Genomic DNA, 14039 nt, shown 5'->3' with positions numbered 1-14039 from the left:
GCTCCTAGATGTGGGGGACGTCGTCGGGGATGTCGTAGAAGGTGGGGTGGCGGTAGACCTTGTCGGCGCTGGGGGCGAAGAAGGGGTCCTTCTCGTCGCGGGTGGAGGCGGCGATGTGCTCGGAGCGCACCACCCAGATGCTCACGCCCTCGTTGCGCCGCGTGTAGAGGTCGCGGGCGTGGGTGAGGGCCATGGCGTCGTCGGCGGCGTGCAGCGAGCCGACGTGGACGTGGTTGAGGCCGCGATTGCCGCGCACGAACACCTCGTACAGCGGCCAGCCCTGCTTCTCGGGATCGCGAGGATTCTCGGGGGTCATGCCGCCGTTCCCTTCTCCGCGCGGGCGGCCTGCTTGGCGGCGTGGGCGGTGGCCGCCTCGCGCACCCAGGCGCCCTCCTCGTGGGCGGTGCGCCGCCGCTCCATCCGCCGGTCGTTGCAGGGGCCGTCGCCCTTGATGACGCGCATCAGCTCGTCCCAGTCGGGGGTGCCGAAGTCGTGGTGCCCGCTCTCCTCGTTCCAGCGGAGCTCCGGGTCGGGCAGGGTGACGCCGAGCTTCTCGGCCTGCGGGACGGTCATGTCGACGAAGCGGCGGCGCAGTTCGTCGTTGCTGTGCCGCTTGATCTTCCAGGCCATCGACCGCGCCGAGTTGGGCGAGGCGTCGTCGGGCGGGCCGAACATCATCAGGGACGGCCACCACCAGCGGTTCACCGCGTCCTGGACCATCTCCCGCTGGGCGTCGGTGCCGCGCATCATGGTCATCAGCAGCTCGTATCCCTGCCGCTGGTGGAAGGACTCCTCCTTGCAGATGCGCACCATCGCGCGCGCGTAGGGCCCGTAGGAACTGCGGCACAGCGGCACCTGGTTGCAGATCGCGGCGCCGTCCACGAACCAGCCGATCACGCCGACGTCGGCGAAGCCGAGGGTCGGGTAGTTGAAGATCGACGAGTACTTCTGGCGGCCCTCGATCAGCCGCTGGGTGAGGTCGTCGCGGTCCGCGCCGAGGGTTTCGGCCGCCGAGTACAGGTACAGCCCGTGCCCGGCCTCGTCCTGGACCTTGGCGAACAGGATCGCCTTGCGGCGCAGCGAGGGGGCCCGGGTGATCCACTCGCCCTCGGGCTGCATGCCGATGATCTCCGAGTGCGCGTGCTGGGCGATCTGCCGGATCAGCGTCTTGCGGTAGCCGTCGGGCATCCAGTCCCGCGGCTCGACGCGCTGGTCGCGCGCGATCGTCGCGTCGAAGTGCTCCTGGAGTCCGTCCGGCGTGTGCGGGGGCGGCACCTCGGCGGCGTCTGTCGTGGTCATCGTCACCAGCTTCCCAACCGACCATTCGTTCGGTATCAGTGTGACGCGTTTCCGCGCGCCGAGCAAGAGCCGGACCCCCGCCGGTCGCACTCTTGACAGCGCCGCCGCGCGGCTGGATTACTTGGCCGTGCCGCGCGCTAACCGAATGGTCGGTCGGGAGACAAGGTGGTGGGTACGGTGTCGCAGGCCGTCGAGCAGACGCCCACGGAGGCGATGTTCTGCGCGGACGAGGCCTCCCGGGGGCTCGGCATCGAGCTGGTGGAGCACGGCGCGGGCACAGCCGTGGTCCGCATGACCGTGACCCCGGCGATGGTGAACGGACACGGGATCGCCCACGGCGGCTTCCTGTTCCTGCTGGCCGACACCGCCTTCGCCTGCGCCTGCAACAGCCACGGTCCCGTGACCGTCGCGGCCGGCGCCGACATCGTCTTCGTCGCCCCGGCCCGCGAGGGCGACGTACTCGTGGCCGTCGCCGAGGAACGGGTCCGGTACGGGCGCAGCGGGATCTACGACGTGAGCGTGCGGCGCGGTGACGAGGTGATCGCGGAGTTCCGCGGCCGCAGCCGCAGCGCGCGGGGCGACGGACGCGAGCGGGGTACGGGGGCCGACGGAGGCAGTCACCACACGCGGGACGACACAGGCGGTCGCCACACGCCGGACGACACAGGCGCTCTCCACACGCCGGACGACACAGGCGGTCGCCTCGCGCGGGACGAGACGGCGGGCGAGACGCCGGGCACGACGACGAAGGAGTCGCGATGAGCAGCGAGCCGACGACCGGGGCGGCCCCGGCGCCCCGACCGGGTGAGCTCCTCCCCCACGACCTGCTGGACGACGCCGAGCGCCTGTCCCGCGAGCAGCTCCGCGAGCTCCAGCTGGACCGCCTGCGCGCGACCCTGCGGCACGCCTACGACAACGTCGAGCTGTACCGCAAGAAGTTCGACGCCGCCGGGGTGAGCCCCGACGACTGCCGCGGTCTCGCGGACCTGTCCAGGTTCCCCTTCACCACCAAGGCGGACCTGCGGGACACCTACCCCTTCGGCATGTTCGCCGTCCCGATGTCCGACGTGCGGCGGGTGCACGCCTCCAGCGGCACCACCGGCCGCGCCACCGTCGTCGGGTACACGGACCACGACCTGTCCATGTGGGCGGACGTCGTGGCCCGTTCGATCCGCGCGGCCGGCGGCCGGCCCGGCCACAAGGTGCACATCTCCTACGGCTACGGCCTGTTCACCGGAGGACTCGGCGCACACTACGGCGCCGAGCGCGCCGGCTGCACGGTAATCCCCGCCTCCGGCGGCATGACGGCACGCCAGGTGCAGATCATCCAGGACTTCCGGCCCGAGATCATCATGGTCACTCCCTCGTACATGCTCACCCTGCTCGACGAGTTCGAGCGCCAGGGCGTCGATCCGCGCACCAGCTCCCTCAAGGTCGGCATCTTCGGCGCCGAGCCGTGGACCGAGCAGATGCGGCGCGAGATCGAGGAGCGCATGGACATCCACGCCGTCGACATATACGGCCTGTCCGAGGTGATCGGCCCCGGCGTGGCGCAGGAGTGCGTCGAGACCAAGGACGGACTGCACATCTGGGAGGACCACTTCTACCCCGAGGTGGTGGACCCGCTCACGGACGCGGTGCTGCCCGAGGGCGAGGAGGGCGAGATCGTCTTCACCTCCCTCACCAAGGAGGCGCTCCCGGTAATCCGCTACCGCACGCGCGACCTGACCCGTCTGCTGCCCGGCACCGCCCGTCCCGCCTTCCGGCGGATGCGGAAGGTCACCGGGCGCTGCGACGACATGATCATCCTGCGCGGGGTGAACGTCTTCCCCACCCAGGTCGAGGAGATCGTGCTGCGCACCCCGGGCGTCGCCCCGCACTTCCAGATCCGGCTCACCGCACGCGGCCGCATGGACCACATGACCGTGCGCGTCGAGGCCCGGCCCGACGCCGGTCCCGAACAGCGCGAGGCCGCCGCGAGGGCGATCGCGCAGGGCGTCAAGGACGGTGTGGGCGTCACCGTGGAGGTGAAGGTCGTCGAGCCGGAGAGCCTGGAGCGCTCGCTCGGCAAGATCCGCCGGGTGTGGGACCTGCGGGGCGCGTGAAACGTGAGCACGGACACGTCTGTTCGTGGGGCGTGCTGGTGTGCGGGAAGAAACGGATGGGCAGTAAAGGCATGATCGGGGGAGGTTGAGTACATCCTGGGGGGACATCCCGTGCGTGTGTGTGTGATCGGTGCAGGCCTGTCTGGGCTGGCGATGGGCCGTGCCCTCAAGGAGCGCGGCATCTCCTTCGTCTGCCTGGAGAAGGCACCCGACGTCGGCGGGATCTGGCGACAGCCCGGGGCCGGCGAGCGGGGGCCGGGCTATCAGTCCCTGCACCTGAACACCGCCAAGCAGCTGACCGGTTACGCGGACTTCCCGATGCCGTCCTCCTATCCGCTCTATCCCCGGCACAGCCAGGTCGCCGCCTACCTGCGGTCCTTCGCCGAGTGGGCGGGCCTGCTCGACCACGTCGAGCTGCGCACCGAGGTGCTGTCCGTGCGTCAGGACGGGGACGGCGCCTGGACGGTCGTCAGCCGGGGCGCGGACGGGGCGCAGCGCTCCCGCCGGTTCGAGCAGGTGGTCGTCACCTCGGGCCACAACAGCGAACCGGCCCTGCCCGATCCCCTTCCGGCCGGTGCCGAGTCCTTCGCCGGAACGATTCTTCACTCCCTCGACTACCAGGACGGCGCCGACTTCGCCGGCCGGCGCGTCGTCGTGGTGGGCCTCGGCGCCTCGGCGGTGGACATCGCCGCGGACCTCTCCCGGCACGCGGAGCGGACCCTGCTGTCGGTGCGCCGGGGGCTGCACATCGTGCCCAAGCAGATCTTCGGGATGTCCCTCGACGAGATCGCCGAAGCCCCGTGGTGGAACGCGATGCCCTTCGACGAGCGGCGCCAGTGGGTGGAGCAGGCCCTGCTGGTGGCCCGGGGCAGGCTGTCGGACTACGGCCTGCCCGAGCCCGACCACCCGATCCTCTCCTCCGCGACGACCCTCTCGGACGAGATCCTCAGCCGGATCCGGCACGGCGCGGTGACCCCGAAGCCCGCGATCGCCTCGTTCGAGGGCGACCGGGTCGTGTTCACGGACGGGAGCTCCGAGACCGCCGACGCGGTCGTCTACTGCACCGGTTTCCACATGGCGTTCCCCTTCCTGCCCGCGGGCTGCCCGGTCTCGGCCGACGGCTCGGTCGAGCTGTACCGGCGGGTCGTCCCGGCGGACCGGCCCGGTCTGTACTTCGTGGGGCTGGTGCGGCCCGCCGGCGCCTTCACCCGGCTGGCGGAGGCCCAGGCCGAGTGGGTGGCGCGCCTCGTCGACGGTGCCGCCGCGCTGCCCCCGGCCGAGGAGATGCGCGAGGAGATCGGCACGTACCTGGCGGGCGTCGCCGAGCGCTACGGCCGGACCCGAGCCGCCTCGATCCACGTCGACGTGGGTCCGTACCTGGCGGAGTTCCGGGAGTCGCTGCCCGTGTGAGTGTTCCGCCGGGCGCCGCCGCACAGTCCGCGACGGCGCCCGGTCACGTCCTCGCCGAGGGCTCCCGGTGGAGAGCACCGGGAGCCCTCGCGTGCGTGGACGGCCCGGTCAGGCCACCGGCACCGGTTGGCGGACGGTCTCCACGGCGGGCGGCCGGACCGCGTACGCCTCCGAGGAGAGGTACGTCGTCACCCGCGGCGGCTGGTCCCCCTGGTGGGCGAGGGCGAGGTAGGCGATCAGGCCCGTCCCCTCCTCGGGCCGCCGCTCGGTGAGTGCGGCCATGGCGCGCTCGAGCACGGAGGGGTCCATGCCGTGGTGGCGCAGTACTCGGGACGCCCGCGTCAGGGCCTCCCCGTCATGGCGAACGTAGTCGCGGACGGGGATGTACAGGGTGAAGCCGCTCGGCCGCGCGGTGCCGAGGTCGGTGAAGGAGTGGCAGGACTGACCGGGCCTCCGGTCGAGCCCACCCGCGTCGGGGCCGAGACCCGCGGCCGTGTGGAAGAAGCCCTCGACCGCACTCGGCACGGGGCCCGGGTCCATCCGGGACAGCCCTTGGGCCTCGCCGGACGTGAGGTGGTCGTGGTACAGGTAGACCTTCACGCGGGGTTCCGCCCAGCCTCCGAGGTCCAGGGCGAAGAAGGGGTATCCGCTGCCCGGGGGAAGGCTGTCGAAGGCACGGTGGTACCCGAGCCGGCGCAGGGCCTCGCGCACCGTCGCGGCGGAACGTTCCTCCCCGCCCGCCGCCGGGTTCAGGTAGACCTTGACCCCGGGTACCCCGCCGGGCCTGAGTTCCAGGGCGCACCACAGGGCGAGAGGGCCCTGCGGAGCGGCAGGCAGGAACAGATCCAGGATGTCGTCGAGGGCGTCGGTGGCGAAGTGCCAGCGGCGCGCCATGGTCCTGATCGCCTTCAGCCCGGCACGGCCGTTGTCCGCCAGGCCGGTCGCGCCGCAGCCCGGTTCCACGAGGACCCGCATGGCGGGGGCCGCGCCCGCCTTGAAGGAGAGGGAGAACTCCACCGGGGTGTGGTCGTCGGACAGGAAGGTGCGCGTGGGCGGCGGCAGGTCCAGTGGCCGCTCGGCCTCCGGGCCCAGTGCGTCGGTCAGGACCTGTGCGTAGGTCTCGACGTCGGCGCGGGACAGACCGGCGACCGAGCCGAGTCTTCGCAGCTGGCCGCCGGTGAAGGAGCCGAGCGTGGATGTGCCCTGCGGGTCGGCGCCCGCCGGCCCGGCCCTCAACGGTCCACCCCCGGCTGGAGCCGCCCAAAGCGATACCCGCCTCGGAGGGCGGGTATCAGCGGGTTCGGCGCCGGGAAAGTGGCGTTCGTGGGTATGTGGTCCACGACACCTCCTTTGACTCGTAAGCAACTCGAATACCGCGTTGCTCACTACCCGTGCCGTTCGATCTTCATGCGGAAGGGACGGATGGGGGCGGTGTTGCGCACATCACCGTGTGAGCCAGTTGAGGAACTGGCTCCACATCCCCTTGTGTTCGGCCGGACGTGCCGGACTCACGGGCTTCTCCTGCCCGGACGCCGCGCCGGCGGGCCCCGCTTCGCCGCGCCGCCCCGGACGCACGGGGGTGAAGCGGGCCGGAAGCGTGGCCAGGGCCCGGTTGAAGGGGCCCGGACGCCACGTCAGGCTGTCCTCGGGGACGGCGAGTTCGACGTCGGGCAGTTCGTTGAGCAGGTGCTCGATGGCCGCGACGGTGATGTGCCGGGCCGGGTCCTTGGACGGGCAGGCGTGCGGGCCCGCGCTCCAGGCGAGGTGCGCGCGGTTGCTGCCCGCCTGGCGGGACGCCTTGAGCGCGGGACCGGTGTTGGCGGCGGCGAAGCTGACGAGCACGAGGTCGCCCGCCTGCATCTGCTGTCCGGCCAGTTCCGTGTCGACGGCCGGGTAGTGCGGGGCGAAGTTGGCCATGGGCGAGTTCTCCCACAGCGTGTCGTCGAGCGCCTCGTCGATCAGGCCGCCCTCACGGGCGTACCGCTCGTGGGTCAGGAGCCGGTGCAGGGTGTTGCCGATCAGGTTGCGCAGGGGTTCGGCCCCCGCGCCGAGCAGCAGCGCGAGCTGGTGGACCATCTCCTCGTCGTCGAGCCGCGCCTCGTGCTGCATCAGCCAGGAGGTGACGTCTTCGCCGGGCTTGCGCCGCTTCAGCCTGACGAGCTCTCCCACGGCCTCGAAGAGCACCGCGGCGGCCCTCTCGGCGTTGACGCCGTCGAACATGCCGGAGATGCCGAACATCACCCGGTCACCGATGTCGGCGGGGCAGCCGAAGAGTTCGTTGAACACGAACAGCGGCAGCTGCTTGGCGTAGTCCCCCAGCAGGTCGGCCGAACCGCGGGAGCCGAACTGGGAGATGAGGTACCCGGAGATCTGCTCGGTGCTGCGGCTCAGCCGGCGGGTGTCCACCCGCGCCATGCTGTCGGTGACCGCCTGGCGCAGCCTGAGGTGGTCGGCTCCGTCGGCGAACATGCAGTTGGGCCGGTAGGCGAGCAGCGGCGCGACCGGGCTGTCCGGGCCCACCTTGCCCTCGTTGAAGGCCCGCCAGCGGCGCGCGTCCTTGCGGAAGGTGCCGGAGTCCTGAAGCAGTTGGAGCGCCGCCGCGTAGTCCGTGACCAGCGTCGCCTCGACGCCCGGGGCCAGTTCGACGGGGGCCGCGGCCCCGTAGTGGCGCAGGTACTCGTAGTACGCCTGCGGGTCGGCGGCGAACTCCGGTCCGTGCAGGGGCACACGGGCGCCGGAGCCGTGCGCCGGGCAGCCGGGCGGTGGCACCGGGGCGGTGTCGTGGGCGTTCATGTCTGCTCCCAGCTCCTAGCGGGTGCGGTCCAGCAAGTAGCGGACGAGGGTGGTCAGTGCGGCGGCCGAGGACTTCTCGTCGCGGGCGTCGCAGGTGACGACGGGGGTGTCGTCGAGCAGGTCGAGCGCCTCGCGCAGCGCCGGCTCGTCGCGCAGCGGCGTGCCGTCGAAGTGGTTGACGGCGATGGCGTAGTCGAGCCCGTAGTGCTCGATGAGGTCGATCACGGGGAAGGAGTCCGCCAGCCGCTGCGGGTCGACCAGCACCAGGGCACCGAGCGCGCCCCGGGCCATGTCCTCCCACATCTGCACGAAGCGCTGCTGGCCGGGGGTGCCGAACAGGTAGAGCACGACGCGGTCGCTGATGGTCAGGCGCCCGAAGTCCATGGCGACCGTGGTGGTGGTCTTGCCCCGGACCCCCTTGAGGTCGTCGACCGACTCGGCGGCCTGCGTCATCGTCTCCTCGGTGGACAGCGGCTCGATCTCGGAGATGGAGCCGATGAGGGTGGTCTTGCCCACCGCGAAGTGCCCGACGACGAGGATCTTCACCGCCGTCTGGGTCGCTCCCCCTCGTACGTAGTCCCGCTCATCCAAACTTGGCGCGGAGCCCATTGAGCACCTCCTCCAGGATCTCCTTGTCCGCGAGGCGGGCGCGGGCCACCGGCGGGCGGGTCATGAGGTGCCCGCCTTCCATCAGGGAGGCCAGCAGGATCCGCACGACGCCCAGCGGGAAGTGGGTGTGTCCGGCGATCTCGGCGACCGAGAGGTAGCCGGCGGAGCAGACGTCGAGCAGGCTCTGCTCCTCGGGGGACAGCCGGGCCGGCCGCTGCGGCTGTCCGGCGGAGGCGGTGACCAGGGTGATGAGGGAGAGGTCGTCCTCGTCGGGCAGGCCGCGGCCCTTGGTGATGACGTACGGCCGCACTAATTCCGGCGCCTCGGGCTGCCAGCCGTCGGGGCCGCTCATGAGCGGGCGCCCAGGTTCTCGCGCGGCGGCGTCGTCAACCGCTTGCCGAGCTGGGCCACGAGCTGCTGCATCCGGAAGGTGATGTCCGCCATGTCGACCTCCGGGGAGGCGGACACGCCGAGATAGGCACCCTCGCCCGCCGAGATCAGGAACACCCAGCCGCCGTCGAACTCGACCAGCGTCTGCCGCCAGGTCTGGGTGGGGTCCTCACAGAAGAAGGCGAGGGTGCGGCTGAGCGACTGCACACCGCTCATCGCGGCGGCGACCCGGTCGGCGTCGTCCTTGTCGAAGTCCTGAGTCCGGGCCATCAGCAGGCCGTCGGCGGAGATCAGGACCGCGTGCAGGGCCCCGGGAATCTCCAGGGCGCTGTCGAGCATCCATGACAGATCGTCGTTCACGAGACCTCATGTCCTTCGCTGCTTGCACCAGGTGTTTCGCTCGTCCGGCCGCCGGGGTCCGGGCTCGCCGGTTCGGTGACCCGGCCGGACTGCGTTCCGCGCTGGAAGGCACCCATGACCTGTGCCTGCTCGGAGTCGGAGCGGCCCGCCGCGCGCGGGGCGGACGCACTGCCGGGCACGATGGCCATCGGCCGCTTGCGGCGGCGCCGGGGCAGGCCGTCACCGGTCTCGGAGACGGCGAGCGACGCGGCCTCCGGTCCGCCCTCGGGGGCCGGCCGGGCCGTGCCGCGGGTGGTGGGGGCGGGCGCCTTCTTCTCCGGCATCGCGGTGAGCAGTTCGTGCGGCAGCAGGACCACCGCCCGTACACCTCCGTAGGGGGAGGAGGAGTCCACCGACACCTCGAAGCCGAATCGTTCGCACAGCAGGCCGATGACCGCGAAGCCGAACTGCGGCGGGTTGCCGAGCCCCGCCACACCCGAGGCGCGCTCGGTGGCGAGCAGCTTGTCGGCGCGGGCCCGCTCCTCGTCGCTCATGCCGACACCGGCGTCGTCGACCACGACGCAGATGCCCTTGGGGACGGTCCGGATGTTGATCTCGACGACGGTGTCCGGGCTGGAGTAGCTGGTGGCGTTGTCGAGCAGCTCGGCGAGGGCCAGGGCGACGGGCTCGACGGCCCGGCTGGTGATGCCGAAGTCGACCTGGGAGAGGATGTCCACCCGGCGGAAGTGCCGGATGCGCCCCTGGGCGCTGCGCACCACGTCGTAGACGGAGGCGGTGTCGCGCCGCCCGCCGAGCCAGCCGTCGCAGAGCACGGCGATGGACTGGGCCCGTCGGCCGAACTGCGAGTTGGTGTGGTCGATCTCCAGCAGGTCCTGGAGGAGGGCCGAGTCGCCGTACTTGTTCTGGAGCCGCGAGAGCACCAGCTGCTGTTCGGCGGCGAGGCCCTGAAGGGTCCGCATCGCGGATTTCAGCACCGTCTTGGTCTCGTCCTCGGCCTGCTCCTGGGCGGCCTGCACGGACTTCCCGTAATCGTTCTCCAGCTCGGTGTAGTGATCCCTGAGCCCCTGGATCTGCTGCCGCAACGCCCGTGCCGCCTTGCGCTGGCGGCTGATGAGCACGGCGGCGGCGACGAGGGCGACGAGGGCGACCCAGAGCAATGGGTTCCCTGTGTATTCCGTCATAAGACTCTCTTCAGGCGACTGACAGCCGGCTTGCTGAATTCCCGTCCGTGCGGGCGGCCCGGTGGAGTGCCCGCACCGAGGGGTGGCTGCCCGGGCTGCCCCTTGCCTCGGGGATGCCGCCTCTCACCCGTCCGCCCGCTCCGCAAACGCGGTGATCGTATCACCGCATGATCAGCTGAATTCACGTCAGGAAGCGTCCACACATGACCGATTGAGACCGGCGGATGCGCCGACCAGGGCGGTGGGTACAGTCGGCCCCGTGAAAGACGCGCAAGACACCTTCCGGTCGAACAGGGGCCCGGCTCGGGACGGCACGGGGTGACACCGGAGGCCATGGCCGCGGTGTTCACGGCCGGCGTCGGGGCCGGCGCCATCAACAGTGTGGTGGGCTCCGGCACCCTGATCACGTTCCCCGTCCTGCTGGCCACGGGACTGCCGCCGGTCACCGCCACCGTCTCCAACGCGCTCGGCCTCATCCCCGGCTCCATCAGCGGGGCGATCGGCTACCGCGAGGAGCTGCGCGGGCAGGGGCGGCGCGTGCTGAAACTGGGCTCCGGGGCGCTGCTGGGCGGCCTCGCGGGCGCCACGCTCCTGCTGACGCTGCCGGCCGACGCCTTCGAGACGATCGTGCCGGTCCTGGTCGGTCTCGCCCTGCTGCTGGTGGCGTTCCAGCCGCAGATCGGCAGGCTGGTCCAGCGCCGCCGGGCCCGCAACGGCACCTCCCCTGGCCGCGACGGCGGCCCGCTGCTCTTCACCGGCCTGACGCTGGCCAGCGTCTACGGCGGCTACTTCACCGCCGCCCAGGGGATCATCTACCTGTCCCTGATGGGCATGCTCCTCGACGAGCCCCTGCAACGGCTCAACGCGACCAAGAACGTCCTCGCCGCCGTGGTGAACACCGTCGCCGCGCTCTTCTTCCTCTTCGCCGCGGACTTCGAGTGGACCGCCGTGGGGCTGCTCGCGGTCGGCTCGGGCCTCGGCGGCTACGTCGGCGCCAAGGTGGGCCGCCGCTTCCGTCCCGCGGTCCTGCGGGCCCTGGTCGTGACGGTCGGCACGGTCGCCCTGGTGCAACTGCTGCTCCGCTAGGACCTCACCGGTCACTCCCGCATAAGGCGGTGTGCCCCGCCCCACTCCCCCTCCTCCTCCCGGCATAACGCCGCGTTATGCGAAGCCGGGATTGTTCGGGCGGGGACCGGGCCCGACATGCTGTGGGCGCCCCCACACTTCCGCACGCGCCCGGCGCGTGTCGTCGGAATCGAGGACCCTTGCGAACGACGAGATACGTCCCCGCCCTGCTCGCCGCTCTCGTGCCCGCGCTGCTGTCCGCCCTCACGCTCGCGCCCTCCGCCTCGGCGGCGGAGCCCCGGCCCGGTGACGGCGGCCCCCAGCCGATCATCGGCGGCGGCTACGCGCAGAACGCCCCCTGGGCGGCCAGGCTGTTCTCGAACGGCACCCAGACCTGCACCTCGACCATCATCTCCCCCACCTGGATCCTCACCGCGAAGCACTGCGTCAGCGGCGGCAACCTGTCCTTCCGGATCGGCAGCCTCGACCAGGGCTCCGGCGGCACGGTGGCGAACGGCGTCCAGACCGTCACCAGCCCCTCGGCGGACCTCGCCCTGGTCCGGCTCGACCGCTCCGTCTCCGCCTCCTATGCGCGGCTCGGGCAGCCGGGCGCGGTGCGGGTCGGCCAGACCGTGCAGGTCTACGGCTGGGGAGCGACCTCCCGGTGCGGCTCGGAGATCAACTGTCAGTCCCCCTACCTCAAGGTCGCCAACGTCAGCGTCACGCAGGGCTGTTACGACGCCTACTACGGTCAGGCGATATGCGCCCGCCCCGTCGACGGCATCACCGCGGGCGGAGACTCCGGCGGCCCGATGATGGCCGGTGGCGTCCAGGTGGGCGTCGCCTCGACCAGCGACCGGCAGACCACCACGGCCTACACCAACGTGACCGCCTACCGCTCCTGGATCCAGTCGGTGGCGGGCGTCTGACGCCTTGCGCCCCACCGAACCGGTCCCGCGCCCGCCCCGTCACCCCGGGGCGGACGCGGGACCCCGCGCTGCTCCGGGCCCCGAGCGACCCGGCTGCCGCCCCCCGGTGCCGCGCACCGTCCATGGAGCGGACGGCCCGGCAGGCATGTGGTGGATACATCTAGTGTTCGGGGTGACGAACGAGGGGCGTACCACGAAGGAGTCACGGCATGACCGGCCAGACAACCAGCTCCCGGACCGACGAGCACGAGGCGGCCGTGCTCCGGCTCCAGGACGTGAGCGTGCGCCGCTTCACGACCGACCAGCTGATCCTCGACGCCGTCGACTGGACGGTCCGGCCGGGCGAGCACTGGGCGCTGCTGGGAGCCAACGGCGCCGGGAAGACCACCCTGCTGCGGCTGCTCGGCGCACACATGCACCCCACCACGGGCACGGTCGAGGTCCTCGGCAGCCGGCTCGGCCGGGTGGACGTCCGCGAACTGAGGGCGCGCATCGGCCACGTCAACTCCGCCCAGCGGGTGCCGCAGGACCTCACCGCCCACGCGGTCGTGCTCACCGGCCACAGCGGCACCGTGCAGCCCCTGTGGCGCACGTACGACGAGGAGGTGCGCCTGCGCGCCCGCGAGCTGCTGACCGAGCTGGGCGTCAAGGAGCTGGCCGACCGGCCCTACGGGGTCTGCTCGGGCGGGCAGCGGGCGCGGGTCCTGATCGCCAGGGCGCTGATGGCCGATCCGGCCCTGCTGCTCCTGGACGAGCCGTTCAACGCCCTGGACCTGCCCTCCCGCGAGGACCTCGTCGAGGCGATGCACCAACTGGCCGAGGGCAGGCCGCAGCTGGCCACCGTGACGGTCACGCACCACCTGGAGGAGCTGTTCCCGGCCGTCAGCCACGCCCTGCTGCTGCGCGAGGGACGGGTCCTGTCCCGGGGTGCGGTGGACGAGGTCCTGACCGGTTCCCTGCTGACCGCCTGTTTCGGCCGGGACATCACGGTGGCCCGGCGCGACGGCCGCTGGTCGGCCTACTCGGGCCGCCGCGTTTCCGGAACGTGACGCGCCCACGAAGGTGTCGTTGCACCGCCGGCGGGGCCGCCCGGTAGGCCTTGACCGGGTTTCACCCCCTGGTGAGCGTCCACGGCATGCGGACATCCCGGCAGTTCACGAAGCGGCGCGCCATCGATCCGATGCGCGTCGCCACCGCGGTGTGCAGCTGAACCCCACCACCCGGCTCGGCTGCCCGTTTCCCCCGTATCCCGTGAAGGCCGTCATGACCTCTCGCACACCCATGCCCGGATTCCGGCACCTGTCCGTCCTGACCGCACTGGTCCTCCCGTTCGCCCTCGCCTCCTGTGCGACCCGAGCCGGGTCCGCGGCGGACGCGAGGGACGTCTCCGAGGAACGGATCCCGGTCGCGGTCGCCCGCGACACCACGCTCACGGTCGGGAAGTGGGGCAACATCAGCGGCGGCCCCCAGTGCTCGGAGGCCTTCCGTGCCGACGCCCTCGACGTCTGTTCGGCCGCGGACATCCCGTCGATCAACGCGCACTGGACGGGCCTCGACACGAAGCTCGTGGCGGTGAGGTTGCGCACCGATCCGCTGAAGAATCCATCTACGAACTGGGCACGGCCCCCGGCTCCGGCATCAGGACCCTCGCGGACCTGCGCGGGAAGAAGATCGCCTACAGCCCGGGGCAGGCCCAGGGCGCGCTGGTCCTGCGCATCCTCCACAAGGCCGGGCTCACCCGGCAGGACGTCGAGCTGGTCGAACTGGCGAGCACCGGTGACGTCTATCCCACCGCGCTCGGCAACCGCCAGGTGGACGCCGCCCCGCTCGCCGACATCAACATCAAGCGTCATCTGGCGAACTACGGCAAGGCAGGCGGCGCGACCCTCAAGCACGGG

The 14039-nt window shown here is 71.6% G+C and carries 13 protein-coding genes and 2 pseudogenes; 7 read left to right on the top strand and 8 right to left on the bottom strand.

What is annotated here, in order from left to right; all coding sequences use genetic code 11:
- Window positions 1–4: 4 nt before the first annotated feature.
- Both paaB and paaA read right to left on the bottom strand, forming a co-directional pair.
- Complete coding sequence (paaB, locus tag IE94_RS0114755) at window positions 5–316, bottom strand: 1,2-phenylacetyl-CoA epoxidase subunit PaaB (RefSeq protein ID WP_030183620.1); 312 nt, start codon at window positions 314–316, stop codon at window positions 5–7.
- Complete coding sequence (paaA, locus tag IE94_RS0114750; protein WP_030183618.1) at window positions 313–1299, bottom strand: 1,2-phenylacetyl-CoA epoxidase subunit PaaA; 987 nt, start codon at window positions 1297–1299, stop codon at window positions 313–315. The genes paaB and paaA overlap by 4 nt, the downstream gene beginning before the upstream one ends.
- Before the next feature lie 213 nt (window positions 1300–1512).
- Here paaA and paaI point away from each other — a divergent pair.
- From paaI to IE94_RS0114735, 3 genes and pseudogenes are all read left to right on the top strand, one after another.
- A pseudogene (gene paaI, locus IE94_RS41735) lies at window positions 1513–1869 on the top strand (hydroxyphenylacetyl-CoA thioesterase PaaI); the annotation flags it as partial.
- Between the two features lie 188 nt (window positions 1870–2057).
- On the top strand, window positions 2058–3404 hold the full coding sequence (gene paaK / locus IE94_RS0114740; protein WP_030183613.1) for a phenylacetate--CoA ligase PaaK: 1347 nt from the start codon (window positions 2058–2060) through the stop codon (window positions 3402–3404).
- Between the two features lie 111 nt (window positions 3405–3515).
- Window positions 3516–4814: a flavin-containing monooxygenase gene (locus IE94_RS0114735; RefSeq protein ID WP_030183611.1), complete on the top strand. Its 1299-nt coding sequence runs from the start codon at window positions 3516–3518 to the stop codon at window positions 4812–4814.
- A gap of 108 nt (window positions 4815–4922) precedes the next feature.
- Here the strand turns inward: IE94_RS0114735 and IE94_RS0114730 are convergent, their stop codons facing one another.
- The 6 genes from IE94_RS0114730 to IE94_RS0114705 all read right to left on the bottom strand — a co-directional run bounded on the left by IE94_RS0114730 (window position 4923) and on the right by IE94_RS0114705 (window position 10147).
- The gene (locus tag IE94_RS0114730; protein ID WP_030183607.1) at window positions 4923–6050 is read right to left on the bottom strand and encodes a tryptophan dimethylallyltransferase family protein; all 1128 of its coding nucleotides are present in this window, start codon (window positions 6048–6050) and stop codon (window positions 4923–4925) included.
- A gap of 207 nt (window positions 6051–6257) precedes the next feature.
- Window positions 6258–7607, bottom strand: coding sequence for a cytochrome P450 (locus IE94_RS0114725; RefSeq protein ID WP_030183606.1), 1350 nt, complete (start codon window positions 7605–7607; stop codon window positions 6258–6260).
- Window positions 7608–7622: 15 nt separating this feature from the next.
- The gene (locus IE94_RS0114720; RefSeq protein ID WP_030183603.1) at window positions 7623–8216 is read right to left on the bottom strand and encodes a GTP-binding protein; all 594 of its coding nucleotides are present in this window, start codon (window positions 8214–8216) and stop codon (window positions 7623–7625) included.
- Window positions 8191–8568 carry a DUF742 domain-containing protein gene (locus IE94_RS0114715; protein WP_030183600.1) on the bottom strand — a complete coding sequence of 126 codons (378 nt, stop codon included), beginning with the start codon at window positions 8566–8568 and terminating at the stop codon, window positions 8191–8193. Before IE94_RS0114715 ends, IE94_RS0114720 begins: the two co-directional genes overlap by 26 nt.
- Window positions 8565–8966: a roadblock/LC7 domain-containing protein gene (locus tag IE94_RS0114710; protein WP_030183598.1), complete on the bottom strand. Its 402-nt coding sequence runs from the start codon at window positions 8964–8966 to the stop codon at window positions 8565–8567. The genes IE94_RS0114715 and IE94_RS0114710 overlap by 4 nt, the downstream gene beginning before the upstream one ends.
- A complete protein-coding gene (locus tag IE94_RS0114705; protein ID WP_030183595.1) occupies window positions 8963–10147 on the bottom strand; it encodes a sensor histidine kinase in 1185 nt (394 codons plus the stop codon). Before IE94_RS0114705 ends, IE94_RS0114710 begins: the two co-directional genes overlap by 4 nt.
- A 333-nt stretch (window positions 10148–10480) precedes the next feature.
- Here IE94_RS0114705 and IE94_RS0114700 point away from each other — a divergent pair, with 333 nt between their 5' ends.
- The 4 genes and pseudogenes from IE94_RS0114700 to IE94_RS41045 form a co-directional block, all read left to right on the top strand.
- On the top strand, window positions 10481–11233 hold the full coding sequence (locus IE94_RS0114700; protein WP_209441064.1) for a sulfite exporter TauE/SafE family protein: 753 nt from the start codon (window positions 10481–10483) through the stop codon (window positions 11231–11233).
- Window positions 11234–11412: 179 nt separating this feature from the next.
- On the top strand, window positions 11413–12141 hold the full coding sequence (locus tag IE94_RS0114695) for a S1 family peptidase (protein ID WP_030183590.1): 729 nt from the start codon (window positions 11413–11415) through the stop codon (window positions 12139–12141).
- Between the two features lie 209 nt (window positions 12142–12350).
- Entirely contained in the window at window positions 12351–13190 is an 840-nt protein-coding gene (locus tag IE94_RS0114690; RefSeq protein ID WP_030183588.1) for an ABC transporter ATP-binding protein, read from the top strand.
- A gap of 393 nt (window positions 13191–13583) precedes the next feature.
- A pseudogene (locus IE94_RS41045) lies at window positions 13584–13928 on the top strand (ABC transporter substrate-binding protein); the annotation flags it as partial.
- Window positions 13929–14039 lie beyond the last annotated feature (111 nt).

It is taken from the genome of Streptomyces violaceorubidus (assembly GCF_000717995.1).
GTDB classification, from domain to species: domain Bacteria; phylum Actinomycetota; class Actinomycetes; order Streptomycetales; family Streptomycetaceae; genus Streptomyces; species Streptomyces violaceorubidus.
This window is presented reverse-complemented; position numbering and strand designations above follow the sequence as displayed.

Bases quoted from the DNA above. Each gene is read 5' to 3' on its own strand.
- paaB (WP_030183620.1), bottom strand. From the start codon at position 316: ATGACCCCCGAGAATCCTCGCGATCCCGAGAAGCAGGGCTGGCCGCTG.
- paaA (WP_030183618.1), bottom strand. From the start codon at position 1,299: ATGACCACGACAGACGCCGCCGAGGTGCCGCCCCCGCACACGCCGGAC.
- paaK (WP_030183613.1), top strand. From the start codon at position 2,058: ATGAGCAGCGAGCCGACGACCGGGGCGGCCCCGGCGCCCCGACCGGGT.
- IE94_RS0114725 (WP_030183606.1), bottom strand. From the start codon at position 7,607: ATGAACGCCCACGACACCGCCCCGGTGCCACCGCCCGGCTGCCCGGCG.
- IE94_RS0114720 (WP_030183603.1), bottom strand. From the start codon at position 8,216: ATGGGCTCCGCGCCAAGTTTGGATGAGCGGGACTACGTACGAGGGGGA.
- IE94_RS0114715 (WP_030183600.1), bottom strand. From the start codon at position 8,568: ATGAGCGGCCCCGACGGCTGGCAGCCCGAGGCGCCGGAATTAGTGCGG.
- IE94_RS0114705 (WP_030183595.1), bottom strand. From the start codon at position 10,147: ATGACGGAATACACAGGGAACCCATTGCTCTGGGTCGCCCTCGTCGCC.
- IE94_RS0114700 (WP_209441064.1), top strand. From the start codon at position 10,481: ATGGCCGCGGTGTTCACGGCCGGCGTCGGGGCCGGCGCCATCAACAGT.
- IE94_RS0114690 (WP_030183588.1), top strand. From the start codon at position 12,351: ATGACCGGCCAGACAACCAGCTCCCGGACCGACGAGCACGAGGCGGCC.